Origin of the sequence: Spiroplasma endosymbiont of Thecophora atra, from assembly GCF_964019735.1 — a bacterium.
GTDB classification, from domain to species: Bacteria; Bacillota_I; Bacilli_A; order Mycoplasmatales; family VBWQ01; genus Spiroplasma_E; species Spiroplasma_E ixodetis_A.
The window spans coordinates 1,319,497-1,337,820 of the sequence record NZ_OZ026464.1 but is presented as its reverse complement, the minus strand read 5'-3'; the positions used below and the strand labels follow the sequence as shown (position 1 = coordinate 1,337,820).

The window sequence follows — 18,324 nt, the reverse complement described above, 5'->3', positions numbered from 1 at the left end:
AATAATTAAAATTATTTTTGTAAAGAAATTTAATAGATATAGTAATTTTTAAATATTTATCTCAAATAAACAAGAAAAAAATGAAAAAAATGATTGTTGCTAATGCACAAGGTATTGTTGAAGAAATCTTACTAAGGAACAAAGAGTACTTAATCATTCTAAATTTACTCCAACAGGAATTTTTGTAGTTAAAGGATCAAAAATAACAATAAAATTATTAGAAAATGATGAATCTTTACTTAACATTTTTATTGGACAATGAGGAAGTTATAAAAATTTAAATGATGGTCAAAGTTTAAAACCAAAAGAGTATGTTATTAATGAAGAAAATCAAACTATTATTTCTGAAATAGAAGGTATGTTATATCTATATAATAAAAGTGAAAATACTGATTATATAGTATTAATTACTGCTGAATCAGAAGTAGAAGATCCAACATTTGTTGCTAGTAAAAGCTGAGTTATACTTGTAAGTGCAAGTAAATAAAATTGCAAAAAATTCTCATATAAAAATTTCATAATGCTAAATTTAGTTTAGAAAAAAGTAAGGAGTTTTTATATGAGTTATAAACATCTTGGCATAGATGAAAGGATTTATATTGAGAATCAATTGAAATTTAAATTTAAAATTAGTGAAATAGCTAAAAATCTTAATCGAAGTATTAGTACTATTATTCGAGAAATTAATAGAAATAAAGATAATAATCATTATTTTTCATTAATTGCACAAAATAAAGCTGAAAATCGAAAACAATCACATATTAGTTTTCATAAGTTTAAAAATAAGAATTTAGTAAAATATGTACAACAAAAATTACTATTAGGTTGATCACCTGAACAAATTTATGGCAGAATTAAAAATTTTCATAAAGAGTGAGTTATTAGTTTTAAAACAATTTATACTTGAATTTATTTTGGAATGCTTGATAAAGTTACTAGTAAAAATTTAAGAAGAAAAGGTAAAAAACGAAAATCTAAAGAAAATCGTGGCAAGTTTAATGGTAAATCAATTAAAGAACGAGATATAAATGTTAATGATCGTATAACACTTGGTCATTGAGAAGGAGATACTATAGTATCATCACGAGGTAAAAGCAAATCATGTTTAATAACTTTAGTTGAAAGAGTATCACGATTTACTTTAGCAATATTAGTTAAAAACAGAACTACTAAAGTTATTAATAAAAATGTTAGTTATTATTTATCAATTCTTCCTAAAAACATTGTTAAAACTATTACTTTTGATCGTGGCAAAGAATTTTCAAATTGACAACAACTTGAAAAAAATTTAGATATAAAAATTTATTTTGCCAATCCATATTCACCTTGACAAAGAGGTACTAATGAAAATACTAATGGTTTAATTAGAGAAAAATTTCCTAAAAAATTTATTTTTTCAAAAACTAATAAAAATGAAGTTCATAAATTTATATTGTCTTTAAACCAAAGACCAAGAAAAATACTAAATTATCTTTCACCAATCGAATATTTGGATAGAAAAATAATTTAGTTGCACTTACCTTTACAATTTAGCAAAATAATAAATAAAAAATATAATGAAATATTAAATAATAATATTAATTCACGATTTGCTAAAATTATTGTTGAAGATCCAATAGAAGATCCAACATTTGTTGTTGATACAACAACAAATGAAGAATTTCAACAAATGTTATATGATAATATAGAATCACCATTTGTTGAAATTATTGGAGAACATGTTTTTGGAACATTCCAAATGGAACTTGCAAAAGAATTATGAATAGATGAAGTATAATATTAATGAAACATTTACTCGTTTAGATAGAGTTTATGAATTAACAAGTATGGTTAGTGGATTAAATTTAGAATATAATGGTATTGCTCGAAAAGTTAATAATAAAATCCATATTACAAATCCTGATACTGGTGCAGGATATGCTAGTGCAACACACTATCATATTATTATTCAACAAGTTACTGGTGCTGGAAAAGCATTATTTAAGAAGAAGCCTAATGAGGGTTGATATATATGACATGAGATAGGACACACATTTTAAAATCCGCGTTATAAATGAAATGATCTAACTGAAGTTACAGTAAATATTAGTGCACTTTGAGTTGAAAGAGAATTTGGATTTCAAAATAACTTAATTAAATAACATGCTGATAAAGATATTAAAGAATTTATTTTAAATTCAAATGCTGATAAAAATTTTGATAAACAATCACTTTTTGTTAAATTAGGTATGTTTTGACAATTAGATCAAGCTTTTGGAAAATGATTTTATTCAACTTTAAATCAATCTTGTCGATTATTAGATGATAAGTTATTACCAACTGATAATGAATTAAAAAAACAATTTTTTATTCAAATGACTTCAAAAATAGCTAATCGAAATCTAATTCCATTCTTTGCTAAATGAGGAATTAAAACTGATGAAGATACTGAAAAAATTGTAAGTAAATATCCAAAGTTAACAAAAGAGATTTGAAATAATATCTTTGATGGTCATTATGATGATAATGCTATTGTTGAACATGAATTGCGAAGTTATCAACCAGTGCAAGAAGTAAAAGTTATTAGTTTTTTAGAAAAAAGTATTGGTGATGAAATTTTAAAAAATGAAGTTAAAGAAAATATTATGATGGAAGATAATTTAGAAGTTGAAAGTGTTAAAGATATTTCTTATCAAAAACCTGATTTTCTTGATAAAAAAAGTATTGATACTAATTTTGTAATTATAGATAGAAATGAAGATTTTGTTGGTAATAAATATCAAATTCCAGTGAAATTAAATTTTGTAAATAGTATATTATTAGAAGGAATGGGACAGGGCTTAACACAATATCGAGCAATTATTAATTTAAATAAAACTAAGAAAACATTTTTCATCAGTGGTAATAATGAAAAATTTAATATTGGTTATGGAGGCAGTGATTATATAAAAATTACTATTAAAGATGCTAATGGTAATTCAATTTATAAAAAAGTGGCAGTAGGAAAGGATCCAACATCGGTTTTTGATGATCTTAATGAGATTAATTATAAAAATAATTATATGATTATATTTTGATTTATGGAACCAAAAAGAGGACTTTATTTTGATCCAAGTGTTGGTGAATGAGTTTCTTCAACAACAAAGAATGTAGAGTTTGTTGTTAGTGATGATAAACTAATTAAAAAAAATATAAGTTAAAAGAATAAAAATAGAATTTATTATTAATAGTAAATTCTATTTTTATGACATAGTAATTTTGATTTTTTTGGTTTTATCTTTTATATAGTAAAATTTAGTTTTTTTATATATTTTTTAAAATTATATAAAGTTAGAAAATCTTTATGATATTATTAATTCATAATTTAATAAATGTTTAGTACTAATATGGATATTTTATCTATATTAGTTTCTTTTATGTTTATTAAATTTTACTTTTAATTTGAATAAAAAGGAGAAAATGAAAGATGATATCTATAGAAAATATTAGTAATTTAGATATAGAGATATTTATTAAGAATGTAAAAAAAATATTTCAAGAAAAAATTAATACTTATCAACTTATTGATAAATCTTTTAAAGAACTAGAAAATTTTAAAATTATAGAAGAGATAAAATTAAAATTACAAGATAATCTTAAAATAATAAAAGAAAGATTAATTAACTATGAATATGCTAAAGATGGAGATAGTTTAAAAGATTCTGCAGAATTAAAAAAGCTAGAATTGTTTTTAGAAGAATTAGAAAATATAATAGTAAATAATTATCATATTAATATTAGTTATAGATGTGCTAATTTTCTTATTATGAATGATGAAAAGGAACAATTAGTAAAATTATTTAAAGTTAATGATTCAATTTTATTTAAAAGTAAATTAAGTTTTGTATTAGCAAAAAAATTAATTGAAGAAGGAAATATTAAAGGTATAAAATTATTAACTAATATTATTAATTTAGAAGAAATAATTGATAATGAGAGTAATCTTTTTCATATTGCTGCAAATAATGGTCAAATTGATATTTTAAAATATTTATTATCAATTAATAAAGAATTAATTAATAATAAAAATAAAAATGGAGAAACACCTATTGAATGTGCTTTCGAATATGCTGCCAAACGTTTTATCAAATATGGTGAATTTGATAATGAAGTTATTGAATTTTTAATTAATAATTCTAATGTTAATTTATTGTTTACTAATAATGAATTATGAAAATCATTAGATCCTAACTGAAATATTAATTCAATTAAAGGATGAAATATATTCCATATAGCAACACTTTTTGGAAATGTAGATATTGTAAAATTATTAATACAAAAATTAAATGATCAATCATTAATAAATTATGTAGCAGAAAAAATTGGTACTCCTTTACAATGTGCAATTGTAGGTGCTAGTGTTGACACAACGGGCTTACCTAAAGAGGGAATGCCTTGAGTTAATCCATTAGGTTACTTTAGATTTATATCAAATAATGATATGGGTATAAAGGACAGTAGAACTAAAATTTTAGTTGAAAATTATAAAGAAATTGTAAAAACATTGCTTTCTATTTTATCTTATGATCAAATTAATTCTAAGGACACTGAAGGAGATAGTCCAATTCATGATTGTGTACTAAGATCTAATGTTGAATTATTAAAATTAGTATTAAACGCAGGTGGTGAAATAAATATACAAAATAATTTAGGATATACTCCCTTGCATCAAGCAGTTCTTTATTCTAGATTTGAAGTAATAGAAGAACTGTTACAAATACCTAATATTGATTTAACAATAAAAGATAAAACTGGATTAACTGCATATGATTTAATTGTGAAAAAAAGTAATAGAAAAGATAAAATTAAAGTAATGAATTTAATAGAAAATTATCTCTTAAGTAAAAATATTAAATTTGAACGTTTTGTTGAAGTTATTATTGATAATAATATATCTGATACTAATATATCTGATACTAATAGTTATTATGATGAGGTTGATACTGTTTCCTTATTAAGTAATGATGATACAAGTGATGTAGACAGTATAATTTGAGAATCTAATAATAATTTTCCAGATAGTTTAATTACTGATACTTTTTCTTATACAACAAGATTTTAGTGTTTAAAAATAAACTTTTTTAATAATTCTTAAATATTTTATAAAAATTTAAAAGTGTTATCTAGCAAGTATAATATATATTCAATAAAGTTTATATATAATATAGATGAAAAACTAAATATAGTTTTCAATCCATTATTTTTTTTTAAAAAAATAATCGATTTTTTTTATTTTGAAAGGAAGATTTTGATGCCAGTTACTGAACAAGAAAACCGTAAAAAAGAAAGTTCAGAAATAAAAAAAGTAATTAAAGCCTTTGAAAAAGAAATCAAAGAAAATGATAATCAAATTAAAAATGAAAAAAAAGAAATAAAAAAATGAGAAAAACTAAAATTAAATATTAATGATGAAAAAGAAGGTTTAAGTAAAGAAATTAAAAATAAATTAAAGGAAAAAAAAGAAAAAAATATTAAATATGAAGAAAAAGAGGTAAAGTTTAAAGAAAAAGATTTAATAAAATTAGAAAACTTAAGAAAAGAAATTGAAAATAAAGTTGAAGTAGAAGAAAAGCAACAACAACAAATACAAGAAAATATAACAAAATTAAAAGAAAATGAACAAGAAATAATAAATGAATTAGAAAAATTCAAAAAAAATGAGAAAGAAATGGAAGAAGAAATAGGTAAATTAAAAGAAACCATAGTTGATGATGATACTAATGTGAATCTTTTGATTAAAGAAAAAGAAAATGAAATATTAGAAGTAAGATTAAAAATTGCTAATTTATCTGCTAGTTTAAAAAGAAAAGAGAAAGAAATAACATTATTAGAATTTGAAGAATTTAAACATAAACAAATTATTTTAGAAAATAAAGAACAATTAATAAAAGCAAATCATAAATTATATTCAAATAAAAAAACAGAAAATGAAGTTAAAATAGCAGAATTGGAGATCAAAAAAAACAAGAGAATTTGTGAAATATATGAATTACAGCATAAACTAAATATAGTGGTTATAGATGAAGCAAATATTAATTCAAAAATTTTAAGTTTACTTTTGACAATATGTAGGCTTGAAAAATCTTCTATAAAAATTGTCAAAGAAATTACAGAAAAAAAAGATGTCTTAAAACGAATAAAAAATAATTCATTAGAAGAATCAATAATAATTTCACCAGAAGAAAATGTTACTTCTACTCAGCAAAATGCAAAACCATGATTTAAACGTATATATAAACCATTTACTAAACTTTATAGAGTTAGTAAACAAAAACTTACATTAGGATATTATCAAAGAAAAGAAAAATCTTTAGAAGCGGAAATTAGGAAATTAGAAGCTGAAAAATTAAAAGATTTTTGAAATAAATTTTGATTACTTATGAGCTGTGGTTGTTATAATAATCATGGTAAAACAACAAGAAAAATAGAAGAAAAAAAACGAGAATTAAAAGATATTAAAAAAGAACTAGAAAAATTATCAAAAAATAATATTTCAAATAATGATCCGCAACCTTCAACTTCATCAGCAGTACCCAGCTCATCTAAAAGTTGAAGTGACAAATTATTGAAATCAACAGAAGAAGTAACAAAAAATGATTCTTTATTAAAAGAAAATTCTAAAAATCCGGATATTTCTTTACATTAATTTTATAGAATAGAAATTTATATAACTTTAATTTATAAACTAAATTTTATTAGAAAATGAACAATAATTTTACTTCAATTTTGAACAGATATTGTTCATTTTTTTCTTTTTTTATAATTTTTATAAATTATAAATTGATATATATAAAATTACTGTTATAATTTTACTAGCATAATATTTAAAATGGAGTTAGAAGTAATATGAGTAAATCTAAAATTTCATTAAGTTTAAAAAATGTTGAATTTCGTTATAAACCAGAATACAATAACGCTGTTGATAATGTTAGTTTTGATATTAATCATGGTGAATATATTACTATAATTGGTCATAATGGTAGTGGTAAGTCAACACTTTCAAAAATTATTATTGGTGTTTTACACAAACAAAAAGGTACAATTCAATTATTTGGTGAAACAATTACTAATAAAAACATTAAACAATTACGTCGTCACTTAGGTATTGTTTTTCAAAATCCTGATAATCAATTTATAGGTTCAACTGTTCGTGATGATATTGCTTTTGGCTTGGAAAATCATTTAGTTGAACCCAGTGATATGCCAGCAATTATTGACAGAGTTTCTAGGGCAGTGGGTATGGAAAAATATTTAGATCATGAACCGCTATGATTATCTGGTGGTCAAAAACAACGTGTAGCTATTGCTTCAGTTTTAGCTTTAGAACCTGATATTATTATTTTTGATGAGGCAACTAGTATGCTTGATCCAAAAGGTAAACGAGAAGTTAAAGAAATTATGTTAAAATTACAAGAACAACGCAATAAAACTATTATTTCTATTACTCATGATATGGATGAAATTATTAATGCCGATAAAATTATTGTTATGAATAAAGGTAAGTTAGTTCGTTATGGAACTCCATCTGAAATATTAAAAGAATGAGAGTTTTTACAAAGTATTCATTTAGATATTCCTTTTGTTTTAAAAGTATCGTTAGGTTTAAAAAATAAGGGGATTAATATTAATGAAACATTAAGTGAAGAGGAGTTGATTTCTAGCTTATGTCAATTAAATTCAAAGAAGTAAGTTATACTTATTCTCCAAAAACCCCTTATCAATATCAAGCATTAAAAGATATTACTATTGAAATTGTTGAACAAAAAATAGTTGCTATTATTGGTGAAACTGGTAGTGGTAAATCAACTATGATTCAACATATTAATGGTTTATTAGTTCCAATGGCAGGTTCAGTTGCCATTAATGATTTTATTATTAAGGCTAATCAAAAAAAAATTCGTGATATTAAAAAAATACGTAAACAAATTGGCTTAGTCTTTCAATTTCCCGAATATCAGTTATTTGAAGAAACTATTGAACGAGATATTATGTTTGGACCAGTTAATTTTGGTGAGAAAAAAGATAAAGCACGAGAGTTAGCAAAAAAATATATTAATTTGGTTGGATTAGACGAAACATACTTATCAAGAAGTCCGTTTGATTTGTCTGGTGGTCAAAAACGAAGAGTTGCTATTGCTGGTATTTTGGCATTACAAGGTCATACTTTAATTTTAGATGAACCAACAGCAGGACTTGATCCCGATGGTGAAAAAGAATTAATTAATTTATTTTATGATTTAAATCATAAAGAAAACAAAACTATTATTTTAGTAACTCATAATATGAATCATGTACTAATGGTTGCTGATGAAGTTATTGTATTACATAATACACAGATTTATAAAAAAGCAGATCCAATTACTATTTTTAGAGATAAAAAATTAATTACCGAAACCGGAATTGAACCACCAAAAATTTATAGTTTTTTATATAAATTAGAAGCAGCAGGATTTGATACATCAAAAATTACTGCTAGAAGTGATTCAGAATTAATTGACCAGCTATCAAAAATATTATCCAAAAAAAATAGCAATAAAAAGTAAGGAGTAATAAATAATGAAAGTTAGTTTTGGTCGTTATTTACCTTTAAATTCAATCATTCATCGTGTAGATCCAAGAATTAAATTATTAGTTTTAATTTGTTTAATTGCTTCACTTTTTTTTCATACTGGTTTTGAAGGTTATGCTCTTATTGGTTTTACTGTCATAACAATTTTCTTTTGTGCAAAATTATCTTTTATGATGTTATTAAAATTAATGCGCCCCATTTTATTTATGGCATTTATTTTATTTATAATTAACTGTTTTTTAACTGATGGCCCTAATGTTGGAATGATTTGACGTTGGCATGGTATTAAGGTATCATATAAAGCTATATTTGTTAGTATTTATATTGTTCTTAGAATTTATTTAATGATTTTAATTACAACAATTTTAACAACCACAACACAACCATTAGATTTAACATTAGCATTAGAAGATTTAATGTTACCACTAAAATTAATTAAATTTCCAGTACATATTATTTCAATGATTATTTCTATTGCTCTTCGTTCAATTCCTACATTATTAGATGAAGCCGGTAGAATTTTAAAAGCGCAAGCATCACGTGGTGTAGATTTAAAAAATGGTCATTTTAAAGAAAAAGTTAAATCGTTAGTTTCATTAATTATTCCCTTATTAGTTTCTTCATTTCAAAAAGCAGAAGATTTAGCGTACGCTATGGATTCAAGGGGTTATGATCCACAAGGTAAAAGAACACGTTTTCGTCAATACCATATTGATTTTAAAGATATATTTTTCTTTATTATTGGTGTAGGATTGTTAGCATTTCTTATATCTTATACTTATCATCCAGAAATTTTTTGAAGAATTCCATTTATTGATGATTATTATTCACAATAATAAACGTATATGAATTAGTTTAAATGTTATTAATATTAAATTTAATTAAAAATTTTGCAACAAGAGTCATAATATTTATCATTTTTATTTTTTCTTATACTCACTATTATTTTTTTTAATTAAAAATTCTTAATTTAAATTTAAAATATATTAATAATTAAAATTAATTAAGGAGTAAGTCCGGTTGATAAATTATAATCATAAATATCACTATCAAAGTTACTTGTAACTACAATACTGTTATTTCATTCAACATTTTGTTTTGCTATTTTTTCACTAACTAACAATTGTTCAATAGCTTTATCTAATAAATTTAATTGATCTAATTCTAAATTATTTAATACATTTTTTATAACTTGTTCATCATACATATTATCACTATTAAAATTACTTAAATCAAAAATTTGTTTTGAACTAGAAACATGATCGGATTGCAATTCTCTTTCTCTTTCTTTAATAAGTTGATATCTTTTTTGGTCATATTTTTTCTTTCTTACTTTTATTTCGGATCTTTGATAATATTTTTTCTTTTTTGCTTTTACTTTGGGTTTTTGATCATATTTTTTCTTTCTTTGTTTATTTTTTTGGTATCACATTTGATCATATTTTTTCTTTTTTGCTTTTACTTCAGGTTTTTGTCTATATTCTTTCTTTTTTGCTTTCACTTCAGGTTTTTGATCATATTCTTTTATTCTTATTTTTACTTCGGGTCTTTGTCTATATTCTTTCTTTTTTGCTTTCACTTCAGGTTTTTGTTCATATTTTTGTCATTTTCTTTTTTTAGATTGTTTATTAACTATTTCTTCATTGGTTTGAAATGAAGAAATAGTTTTAGTAACTATACTTAAACTATTATTCATGTTTTTTCCCCTAAATATAATTAAAGTTAATTTTATTTAAACTTTTATTATATATATTTTGCTATTTATTAAAAATAATATTTTTTGATACATAAAAATGTATATTATAACTTTTTCAAAGTTTTAATAATAAGATTAATAAGATATATCAAGTATATAGGGGCTTTGCCCCTAGTTGCTTCGCAACTCACCCCAGTGGCGTAAACGCCACGGCCAACCAACCAAGGTTCTGGTTGGCTTCGACCAATAAATATAGGTTTATTCTATTTTAACATCTTTCTTATTTTTCTTAGAATATTTATTTCTATAATAACAAGTACGGCATACAGTATTTTCAGTTTCTTTCTTTTCAGTTTGTAATATATTATCTAACTTATCTAATCCTACTGCTCTAATATCATCAACAGTAAAATCTAATGCTTGTGATTGTTCATACTCTTTAACAGTACTTAATTCACTCTTTAACGAATGAATATAATTTAAAACACGACTATTATATCTTTGTAAATAAGACCTAGGAAATCATAAACTAAAAGTCATAGTTTCACCACTATAACTAGGTGGTAATCCACCACGTTTAATTATTCGCTTTGTTTGTCTTTTAGATAATACAACTTTATTATAATCATCAACATTAGTATAAATATTTAGTTTAAACTTAACTAAAAATAACAAAATACGCATTCTTTTAACTTGCACAATATATTCCACTTTTTCACGTGCTTGTTTTGGTATTCTATCGGGGTGTTGTTCAATCATATACATAATTCCATTAAAATTATGACCTATTAATTTACAAAACATTCCTAAACTTTCTTGTGTTTCTTTAAATTCGGCTGATAAATCATTACTATTAATTTTTAAACCTAGTTCATCAAAAACAAGCATATCATTCTCTTTAAAAGCATAATTACTATTTAATTGATTAAATTTAAAAACATCATCATAAGAACAACGATAACTATATTCATTACGTACTTTAATAGGAATAGGACTTACTACCCTACCTTTATGTTTTTGTGCTAAACAACAAGCAAGGGCAGATTTACCAGTACGTGGTGGTGCTGAAATAATATAACTACCTACACGTTGTAATATCTTTATATTTTTTCTAGTTATTAAAAATGGATAAAGTATTATTAATAATATAACTCCTAAAAGTAAATAACCATATCAAGACATTATTTCAACTCCTAACCAACTAAAAATCCAACTGCTTTTAAAAATACTCATAAAGTTAAAACTTGTTCTAAACCACTAGTAAAATCAACATTTAAAACAGAACTAATAGTATCATCAAAAATACGTCTCAATAATCCGTCAAGTTTAGTAAAAAATTCTCTTAATGGTTCCACTGGTAAAACTTTACCAACAACACCATATAGTACTCACCTAAAAGCATTACGCAAATGACCAAAAACATCATATCAACTAACACGTTCATACTCAGGGTTAAAAGGACTATTTGGTGGTACTGGCGTAACTTTCTCACTTGAAGAAATATTAATTTGACCAAAATTTAATTGTGGTGAAAAAGTTGGTCTAGTTGATTCACCATGAACATCAAAAAATACTGTTAAATGTCTTAAATTTGGAACACGAATAGGCATAGTAACAAAATTATATAAATCTTGCTGATAAATATCATTATCAACTTTACCTTTAAAAACATATTTTGTATTACCAACATTATCTAAAAAACTAAAAACAAAATTAGCAGTAAAAGTTTTAAAATATTCATATTCAAAATAAAACATAAAACCTTGAATATAAAAACTTAAAGGTTTATCAATTTCAAAATTTAACTGTGTTTGAAAATTTATAATACTTTTACCAGTATTAACAAAATTTAAATTATTAGTATTATTCTTTGCAACATAATTATGATTAAACATAATACGTGAAAATTCATCTAATTGTTTTCTATTAAAAGTATAAACACCAGTTCCCATATCTATCATTTGTGACGGAACACCAACTGTATCACTATAATAATAACACGTATATAAACCTTCATTATTACCTATAAATTCACCACTAACTAATTTTAAATCCGGTTGGTCAACATCAAAATAAGCAGAATTTCATGGAATTGTTGCTCAATCATCAAAATCATGATATTTAACATGTTTAACCATTTCTTTTGTAATATCATAATTAACAACATTAGGGTCATTTGAAACAATTAAACTAGTCGGTGCTTGAACAGAAGTATTTACAACAAAAAATAATTTAGCAAACTTAAATCACATAATTATTTACCAAATAAACATTTTAAAATTCACCATGAACCATAAAATAAAACAAATCCAATAAAAAACTGTGTTCCATAAACTACTAAATTTCATAAAATAGTAGTAAAATCATCAACTGGATTACCTATAAACATAGTTCAATAATCAACAATACATTGATGTATTTTATTGTAAATTTCTAAAATACTCATAACTAACACCTACCCAAATAATGACCTAAAAATAAATTTAATACTACGATAAATAAAATTAAAAAATACACCTAATACTAACCAAAAAGTCAAATTAAACAAAATATAAACTTCATCAGTAATATTAGTTTGATTTAAAAATATACTAATATCATTACTAGAAAATATAAAAATAAAATGCAATATACTAAGAACAAAATTAGACATAATTAATCACCAATACCAAAGTCACGAGTTGAACTACCAGTAAACTTATTACCACCAGCACCACCTTTAAACTTACCTTGTTGTTTATTTCTTGTTTTTACTTTTTCAACGCGTCTTTGATAACTCTTAGCAATTTGTTGACCAGTACCAACACCCAAAGAAACAGAACTTTTATCAATAAACTTAACAGCATATCCTAAACCTAATGTTGGTAACATTAATTCGGGTAAAATAACCCTAAATGCAAATCTAAGCAAAATTAAAAATATTATTAACGTACCCAAATTAAAACCTAAATCACCAAGTGGAAAACTAAAAAACTTCATAAAAATTGAAGCAAATAATTGCATAACTGTTGTAATAAAAGGTATAAACATAATTTCATATCCTAATGTCTTGTAAATCTAAATAATCCCAAAATTAAATAAAATACAAAACTAACATTTATTAAAGCAAGAATAGGCAAAGGTAAAGTGTATAAACTATCATAAAAAAACGACTTAATAAAAAGTGTCACAGTATGTAACCCAGCAAAAGAACTTAAATACTGCATATAAATAGTTTGTACCAATGTATTAACAACTGGTAAAAGTCTACCTAATAAAGGTAAAACAAAAACCAAACTAAAAAATAACTTTACCATTTGCTTACTTCCTTTCTAATTACTAATGTGTTCCATGAATAATATGTCCCACAAATTATTTGATAAACACTAATACCATAAATACAATTGAAATTAACACTGGTCAATTTGTAAGTGTTCCACCATCGCCAGTAGTAAATACTCAACCAAAAATATAAGTAAAAGCATTTAATAATTGTTGGCCAACACCACCAATCATATTTAATAATGCTGATAATCCAGCAGGCATATTAATCACCTCCTTTCTCTAATTCTTTTTGTTGTTTTTCCATTTCTAATTTACGTTTCTTCTTTTCAAAATCTTTACGACAAAATATACAATCGGGTTCACTATCATTATCTTTTATATGTTTTTTATGTTTAAATCTTTGTATACCTTCACGTATTCAATTTCTACAAAACCAAAGAATTAAACAAAACCCACCAATATATAACGCATATTTTATAATTTCTTTAAAATCCATTATTTATCACTTCCTTTTTTTCTTTTTTTTTAAAAAATCAATTAAACTAAATAATTCATAAACAATTACTAAAACAAAAAGTAAAATATTAATTCCCAAATCTAAACCAATAAAAAAGTCAAAATTATCATTTATAATATTATGTATTTCAGCAACAGTTCAAACCATAGAAAAGAAACCAACAATAAAATAAAAAACATGAAATTTAGAAGTGTCATACCACTTTTTTTTAATTTCTTTATTTTCCATTATTTTTTACCCCCTAATAAAAAATCATCATAATTCATATTTTCACTTAATCTTTGGTCAAAATTTCTTTTTGCTTTTTTCTTATGCAACTTTTGTCTTGGCATATTTTTTTCATTTATCTTTTTTCATAAAATTAATTCACTCCTTATAAAATAAATGTTCTTATAGTTTTATTTTGTTCATTATTTCTTAAATTTTCATTATTAATTTCTAATAATTTACTTTGAAATTCTAATGTTTGTTTTAATTCTTTTACTTGATTATTTAAATTTTGAAATTTTCTTTCTAATTTTTGTTTTTCATATCTTTTTCTTTCAACTTTTAAATCATTCTTTTTAATAAATTTATTTTCTTTTCTCTTAAAAACTCAATTTGTTATTTTATTTTTAATATTATTTCATGGAATACCAATATAACCTATAACAATACCAATTAAGATAGATACTGGTTTAATTGCAACAATTCCTAAAACTATAATGCTAGGAATTAATCCTAAAAATATACTAAATGTAATACATCCAGTTAATGCCATAAATTTTAAAATTTATCACATATATATTTTCACTTTAAACACCACCTAGTGTATAAGCATAAGAATAATCCCAATTTAAACTTGCTCTATCTAAATTAATCTCTGACATACTATCATCATTTAAATCAACATCAACCATACCGTCATCTGTACTTTGATAATCATTAACACTACCATTAATTAATCTTGCTCTTTCATCTGTAAATACTTCTTGTAATTCACTATTATTATGTGTACTTCCCAATGGCAATAGTAAAGTATTAATAATCTCACTTGCACCGGCAATAATCGTAGGAATAGCAAAATAATTATTAAAATTATTATTAATACCCATAGCAACACCACTACTAATCAAACATCCACTAGTACCCAAATTTGCTATCTTTCTTATATTTTGAAATCTATTAGGAATTAACTCAGTTAATCCACTAATAAGATTTGAAATACCAAAACTATTTAAAGATATATAAGTATCTCAATCTACAAAAGGAACATCAATTATCGGTTTAACAGTTGTAAATGGTGGATACGTTGGTTTAGGTGGTTCAGTAGGACATGGTGGTCAAAAACAAGGTTCATCTCTTAATAAAGAAACTGATTTATCTACATAGTGAACAAACTTAGCATAATTTATTAAACCAATTGTTCCTAAACCTAAAAATATCTTTTTATAACTATTAATAACTTTATTTCTAGTAGTTGGTCTTTGATTAATATTCCATATATCAATTCCTAACTTTTTACTAAATAACAAAGAATTAATAGAACCTAAAATTGGGTCTTTTAAATATTGACCATAATAAGCACTAACTCCAACCATAGCACTTAATGGACTTAATCCAGTTCTTAAAATTTTAGTTAAAGTATAATTACTAGTTTGTTCTAACACATTAGGCATAAATAAAACTCCTTATTTTATATACTAATAAGGAGCTTATTTATGAATTATAATCTAATCCATTGGGGCTTAATGAAAAATATATAATCCATATATAAGCCCCTTATTTAATTTTTATTTATTTCTTTTATTCTCTTTTCTTATTCGTTCCATTTCATTAGCAACTCTATAACACATTTCACAACCATATACTCTTTCATAAGTCCAATCGCTACATTTATGTCTCATAATTTAACTTACTTTCTTGCTATCTCATTGCCTTATTTAAAGCAATATCTAATATACAATTTGGACAATAATATTTTTTAGTATATAAGTTTTGTAAAACTCTTTTAGGACAAATAACTTGGTCACAAAGTTTACATATATAAATTGCTAAATGAAATGCTTGTTCACATGAACAATTATCATTTTTAGCCATAATTTAAAATTAACTCCTAACATATTAATAATTATTTAAAATTACCCTTTTAATAAATAACTATTTTCAATTAGAAAGTTTTTTAATATTACCGCTTAAATCAAGTTCAAGTGAATAAAAATTACCAACTTTTAAATCAACAGCAGATAAACAATTATTAAAATCGCTAGCAAATTCCGGATTATATCATTTATCACGTGTTTGACCAGTTGGCACGCTTGTTTGTTTATTTATTTCTACAAATTTCAAAACATCAAACTTTAATGTTTGACCTTTATTATTTTTATCGGGAATAATACGCCCTTTTTCAATATTAACTAATTGAACTTTAAACATAAAAAAACTTAACCTCCACTGAAACGACTAATAAAGTCAGATTAAGATGTGGGTAAACCATCTTATATATAAATATATAGATATTTATATATATTTCAAGTAAAAAACAAAAAATGTCAAAACAAAATAAAGTCTTCAGTGGTGACCTTAAATTATTTTGACAATAAATATTATATATATATATATATATATATACAAGTAAAATTATAGAAAAATTAAGTTTTTTTCTAATGTAAAACTCTTTTCTTAAAATCTATTTTTTCGACTTTATTACCAAAAACTTTCTCTGCCCAAATCAAAACATCTTTATCTCTTTGAATTAGATAACCAATTTCACTAGTCCGTAAATAGTCTTTATACGATAAAGCACTTAAATATACATATCGTTCATAATCTTCATACTCTTTAAAATAATCATTTACAACAGTACTTTCAATAATACCACCAATCATAACAGTATTACCATTATTATCTCTTTGAGTTTTAAAATAAAATACATTTGTAGCATTAAAACTTGCTTTAATTATATCTCCAATTGTTAATTTCTTAATACCACGAACCACAATAGGATTTTTACAATTACGACAAAAGCATAGGCTTTTACACCTACATCAGTTTGATTTAAAGACTTAACATCATCTATTGCTTTTGTAACATACTTTCCTAAATATTTAATAACAAATTCATTAGTACCTTTTTTAACTACTCTTAAATCATTAAAACCATGATTTCATCACTCTGCTAACATACTTTTATGTATCTTTCTATTGAAAATTATATGAAAATGAATAGCGCCACGAGATTGATACTCATAAACATAAAAATATTTTAATTCTCCCAAATATGAAAAACGTTTAGGGTCATTTCATCACTTTTGTAATTTAATAAAAAATAAACCAATATCTTTTTTTGCTTTTTTAACATCTTGCATATTATCTTTATAAGTTAAAGTAACAAAACTTAACATCTTACTATTATAAAAATTATGTAATGCTTTTTGAATTAAATTAGTTTTAGTACGAATAGTACTATTTCTTAATTTTTGCTTATTACCAACATAACATTTACCTTTTTTATTTCCAATATTAGTCAAAAATGAAATAGGTAATACTATATTTTTTACATAACAAGCATAAAAAACTTTTTTAATATAAAAATCTTGCTGAATATCCATATAAAACTCCACTGAACACTATTTTAAAGTAGTAAATTTTATATTTTAATAACAAACAAATCTTATCATAAAAAATTATAAAAACAAATAATAAAAGAAAAACGTTACTTAATTAATAAATTAAAATTATATAAATTATACCAATTTTAAATGTTTTTTCAATCTGTAAATCAGGGTATTTGTTTTGTTTTTGGTGTTCTTAATTAAAATTAATTGAGAAAGGAATCAGTATATTGCTAAATTTTAATCATAAGTATTAGTATCTAAATTATTTGTAAGTTAGTATTGTTAATAAAATTTGATTAATAAATTGATTTAATAAGATATTATTTATTACATTTTATGCTTTTTATTAAGGGCATAAAACTTTATTTTAAGAGTATTTAAATTAATAATTAACCATAATTATTAATTTAAAATTGTGTTCTGATTGTTAATAGTAACATTGTTTTTTATTATTGTTACTGTTATATACGAAAATTAGATGATTATTTTTGTAGTTTTATGAAAAAAAATATTAAAAAATGATAAATTTATTGTATAATATTTAACGGTTTTACTTATAGAAACTAATATGGCGACTGTGGCGTAGCGGTCTAGCGCATCAGTTTGTGGAACTGACATTCGCGGGTTCGAATCCCGTCAGTCGCCCCATTTAATAAAATTATGTT

General features: G+C 23.4%; 27 protein-coding genes, 1 tRNA gene and 1 pseudogene. 12 read left to right on the top strand and 17 right to left on the bottom strand.

Translation table 4 applies throughout. The features are described 5' to 3' along the window. Positions 1–99 precede the first annotated feature (99 nt). Entirely contained in the window at positions 100–246 is a 147-nt protein-coding gene (locus AACL05_RS07625) for a hypothetical protein (protein WP_338961204.1), read from the bottom strand. Here AACL05_RS07625 and AACL05_RS08750 point away from each other — a divergent pair. The 11 genes and pseudogenes from AACL05_RS08750 to AACL05_RS07575 all read left to right on the top strand — a co-directional run. After that, positions 179–340, top strand: a pseudogene (locus tag AACL05_RS08750) (hypothetical protein); the annotation flags it as partial. The gene AACL05_RS07625 and the pseudogene AACL05_RS08750 sit on opposite strands and share 68 nt — an antisense overlap. Positions 341–358: 18 nt before the next feature. Beyond that, the gene (locus AACL05_RS07620) at positions 359–487 is read left to right on the top strand and encodes a hypothetical protein (protein WP_338985972.1); all 129 of its coding nucleotides are present in this window, start codon (positions 359–361) and stop codon (positions 485–487) included. A gap of 72 nt (positions 488–559) precedes the next feature. Further along, the gene (locus tag AACL05_RS07615; RefSeq protein ID WP_338960236.1) at positions 560–1,510 is read left to right on the top strand and encodes an IS30 family transposase; all 951 of its coding nucleotides are present in this window, start codon (positions 560–562) and stop codon (positions 1,508–1,510) included. Further along, entirely contained in the window at positions 1,511–1,777 is a 267-nt protein-coding gene (locus AACL05_RS07610) for a hypothetical protein (RefSeq protein WP_338985970.1), read from the top strand. It abuts the gene before it with no gap. Further along, positions 1,767–2,039, top strand: coding sequence for a M60 family metallopeptidase (locus AACL05_RS07605; RefSeq protein ID WP_338985969.1), 273 nt, complete (start codon positions 1,767–1,769; stop codon positions 2,037–2,039). Before AACL05_RS07610 ends, AACL05_RS07605 begins: the two co-directional genes overlap by 11 nt. Before the next feature lie 189 nt (positions 2,040–2,228). Next, on the top strand, positions 2,229–3,179 hold the full coding sequence (locus AACL05_RS07600) for a M60 family metallopeptidase (protein WP_338985968.1): 951 nt from the start codon (positions 2,229–2,231) through the stop codon (positions 3,177–3,179). A 266-nt stretch (positions 3,180–3,445) separates the two neighbouring features. Next, entirely contained in the window at positions 3,446–5,080 is a 1,635-nt protein-coding gene (locus AACL05_RS07595) for an ankyrin repeat domain-containing protein (RefSeq protein WP_338961197.1), read from the top strand. Positions 5,081–5,269: 189 nt separating this feature from the next. Then, the gene (locus tag AACL05_RS07590) at positions 5,270–6,664 is read left to right on the top strand and encodes a hypothetical protein (RefSeq protein ID WP_338985965.1); all 1,395 of its coding nucleotides are present in this window, start codon (positions 5,270–5,272) and stop codon (positions 6,662–6,664) included. Between the two features lie 200 nt (positions 6,665–6,864). Continuing rightward, on the top strand, positions 6,865–7,707 hold the full coding sequence (locus tag AACL05_RS07585) for an energy-coupling factor transporter ATPase (RefSeq protein WP_252320168.1): 843 nt from the start codon (positions 6,865–6,867) through the stop codon (positions 7,705–7,707). Further along, complete coding sequence (locus tag AACL05_RS07580; protein WP_281748539.1) at positions 7,683–8,561, top strand: energy-coupling factor transporter ATPase; 879 nt, start codon at positions 7,683–7,685, stop codon at positions 8,559–8,561. The genes AACL05_RS07585 and AACL05_RS07580 overlap by 25 nt, the downstream gene beginning before the upstream one ends. Before the next feature lie 13 nt (positions 8,562–8,574). Continuing rightward, complete coding sequence (locus tag AACL05_RS07575; protein ID WP_338961195.1) at positions 8,575–9,423, top strand: energy-coupling factor transporter transmembrane component T; 849 nt, start codon at positions 8,575–8,577, stop codon at positions 9,421–9,423. 167 nt (positions 9,424–9,590) lie between these two features. Here AACL05_RS07575 and AACL05_RS07570 read toward each other — a convergent pair whose 3' ends face one another. The 16 genes from AACL05_RS07570 to AACL05_RS07495 form a co-directional block, all read right to left on the bottom strand. Next, complete coding sequence (locus tag AACL05_RS07570) at positions 9,591–10,283, bottom strand: hypothetical protein (protein WP_338985964.1); 693 nt, start codon at positions 10,281–10,283, stop codon at positions 9,591–9,593. Between the two features lie 258 nt (positions 10,284–10,541). Then, a complete protein-coding gene (locus AACL05_RS07565) occupies positions 10,542–11,465 on the bottom strand; it encodes a hypothetical protein (protein ID WP_338985962.1) in 924 nt (307 codons plus the stop codon). Positions 11,466–11,476: 11 nt separating this feature from the next. Next, positions 11,477–12,535 (bottom strand): hypothetical protein, encoded by a 1,059-nt coding sequence (locus AACL05_RS07560; RefSeq protein WP_338961189.1) that lies wholly within the window; start codon positions 12,533–12,535, stop codon positions 11,477–11,479. A gap of 2 nt (positions 12,536–12,537) precedes the next feature. After that, positions 12,538–12,729: a hypothetical protein gene (locus tag AACL05_RS07555; protein ID WP_338961188.1), complete on the bottom strand. Its 192-nt coding sequence runs from the start codon at positions 12,727–12,729 to the stop codon at positions 12,538–12,540. A 9-nt stretch (positions 12,730–12,738) separates the two neighbouring features. Then, positions 12,739–12,936, bottom strand: coding sequence for a hypothetical protein (locus AACL05_RS07550; RefSeq protein WP_338960392.1), 198 nt, complete (start codon positions 12,934–12,936; stop codon positions 12,739–12,741). Between the two features lie 2 nt (positions 12,937–12,938). Then, positions 12,939–13,313: a hypothetical protein gene (locus tag AACL05_RS07545; protein ID WP_338961186.1), complete on the bottom strand. Its 375-nt coding sequence runs from the start codon at positions 13,311–13,313 to the stop codon at positions 12,939–12,941. A gap of 11 nt (positions 13,314–13,324) precedes the next feature. Then, positions 13,325–13,579 carry a hypothetical protein gene (locus AACL05_RS07540; RefSeq protein WP_174480864.1) on the bottom strand — a complete coding sequence of 85 codons (255 nt, stop codon included), beginning with the start codon at positions 13,577–13,579 and terminating at the stop codon, positions 13,325–13,327. A 55-nt stretch (positions 13,580–13,634) separates the two neighbouring features. Further along, complete coding sequence (locus tag AACL05_RS07535; RefSeq protein ID WP_338985961.1) at positions 13,635–13,808, bottom strand: hypothetical protein; 174 nt, start codon at positions 13,806–13,808, stop codon at positions 13,635–13,637. Between the two features lies 1 nt (position 13,809). Continuing rightward, a complete protein-coding gene (locus AACL05_RS07530; RefSeq protein ID WP_286640898.1) occupies positions 13,810–14,043 on the bottom strand; it encodes a hypothetical protein in 234 nt (77 codons plus the stop codon). A gap of 3 nt (positions 14,044–14,046) precedes the next feature. Next, positions 14,047–14,292: a hypothetical protein gene (locus tag AACL05_RS07525; RefSeq protein WP_338961183.1), complete on the bottom strand. Its 246-nt coding sequence runs from the start codon at positions 14,290–14,292 to the stop codon at positions 14,047–14,049. Positions 14,293–14,437: 145 nt separating this feature from the next. Next, positions 14,438–14,824, bottom strand: a complete 387-nt coding sequence (locus tag AACL05_RS07520) for a hypothetical protein (protein ID WP_338961182.1) — start codon at positions 14,822–14,824, stop codon at positions 14,438–14,440. A 34-nt stretch (positions 14,825–14,858) separates the two neighbouring features. After that, positions 14,859–15,722 (bottom strand): hypothetical protein, encoded by an 864-nt coding sequence (locus AACL05_RS07515; RefSeq protein ID WP_338961181.1) that lies wholly within the window; start codon positions 15,720–15,722, stop codon positions 14,859–14,861. Positions 15,723–15,969: 247 nt separating this feature from the next. Then, complete coding sequence (locus AACL05_RS07510) at positions 15,970–16,143, bottom strand: hypothetical protein (protein ID WP_338961180.1); 174 nt, start codon at positions 16,141–16,143, stop codon at positions 15,970–15,972. Between the two features lie 60 nt (positions 16,144–16,203). Then, positions 16,204–16,479: a hypothetical protein gene (locus AACL05_RS07505; RefSeq protein WP_174480871.1), complete on the bottom strand. Its 276-nt coding sequence runs from the start codon at positions 16,477–16,479 to the stop codon at positions 16,204–16,206. A 227-nt stretch (positions 16,480–16,706) separates the two neighbouring features. Continuing rightward, on the bottom strand, positions 16,707–17,042 hold the full coding sequence (locus AACL05_RS07500) for a hypothetical protein (RefSeq protein WP_338961178.1): 336 nt from the start codon (positions 17,040–17,042) through the stop codon (positions 16,707–16,709). Further along, positions 17,018–17,653, bottom strand: coding sequence for a rolling circle replication-associated protein (locus AACL05_RS07495; RefSeq protein ID WP_338961176.1), 636 nt, complete (start codon positions 17,651–17,653; stop codon positions 17,018–17,020). The genes AACL05_RS07500 and AACL05_RS07495 overlap by 25 nt, the downstream gene beginning before the upstream one ends. 577 nt (positions 17,654–18,230) lie before the next feature. On the opposite strand from AACL05_RS07495, the gene AACL05_RS07490 reads away from it, so the two are divergent. After that, positions 18,231–18,307 (top strand) — tRNA-His (locus tag AACL05_RS07490). The last annotated feature ends 17 nt before the right edge of the window (positions 18,308–18,324 follow it).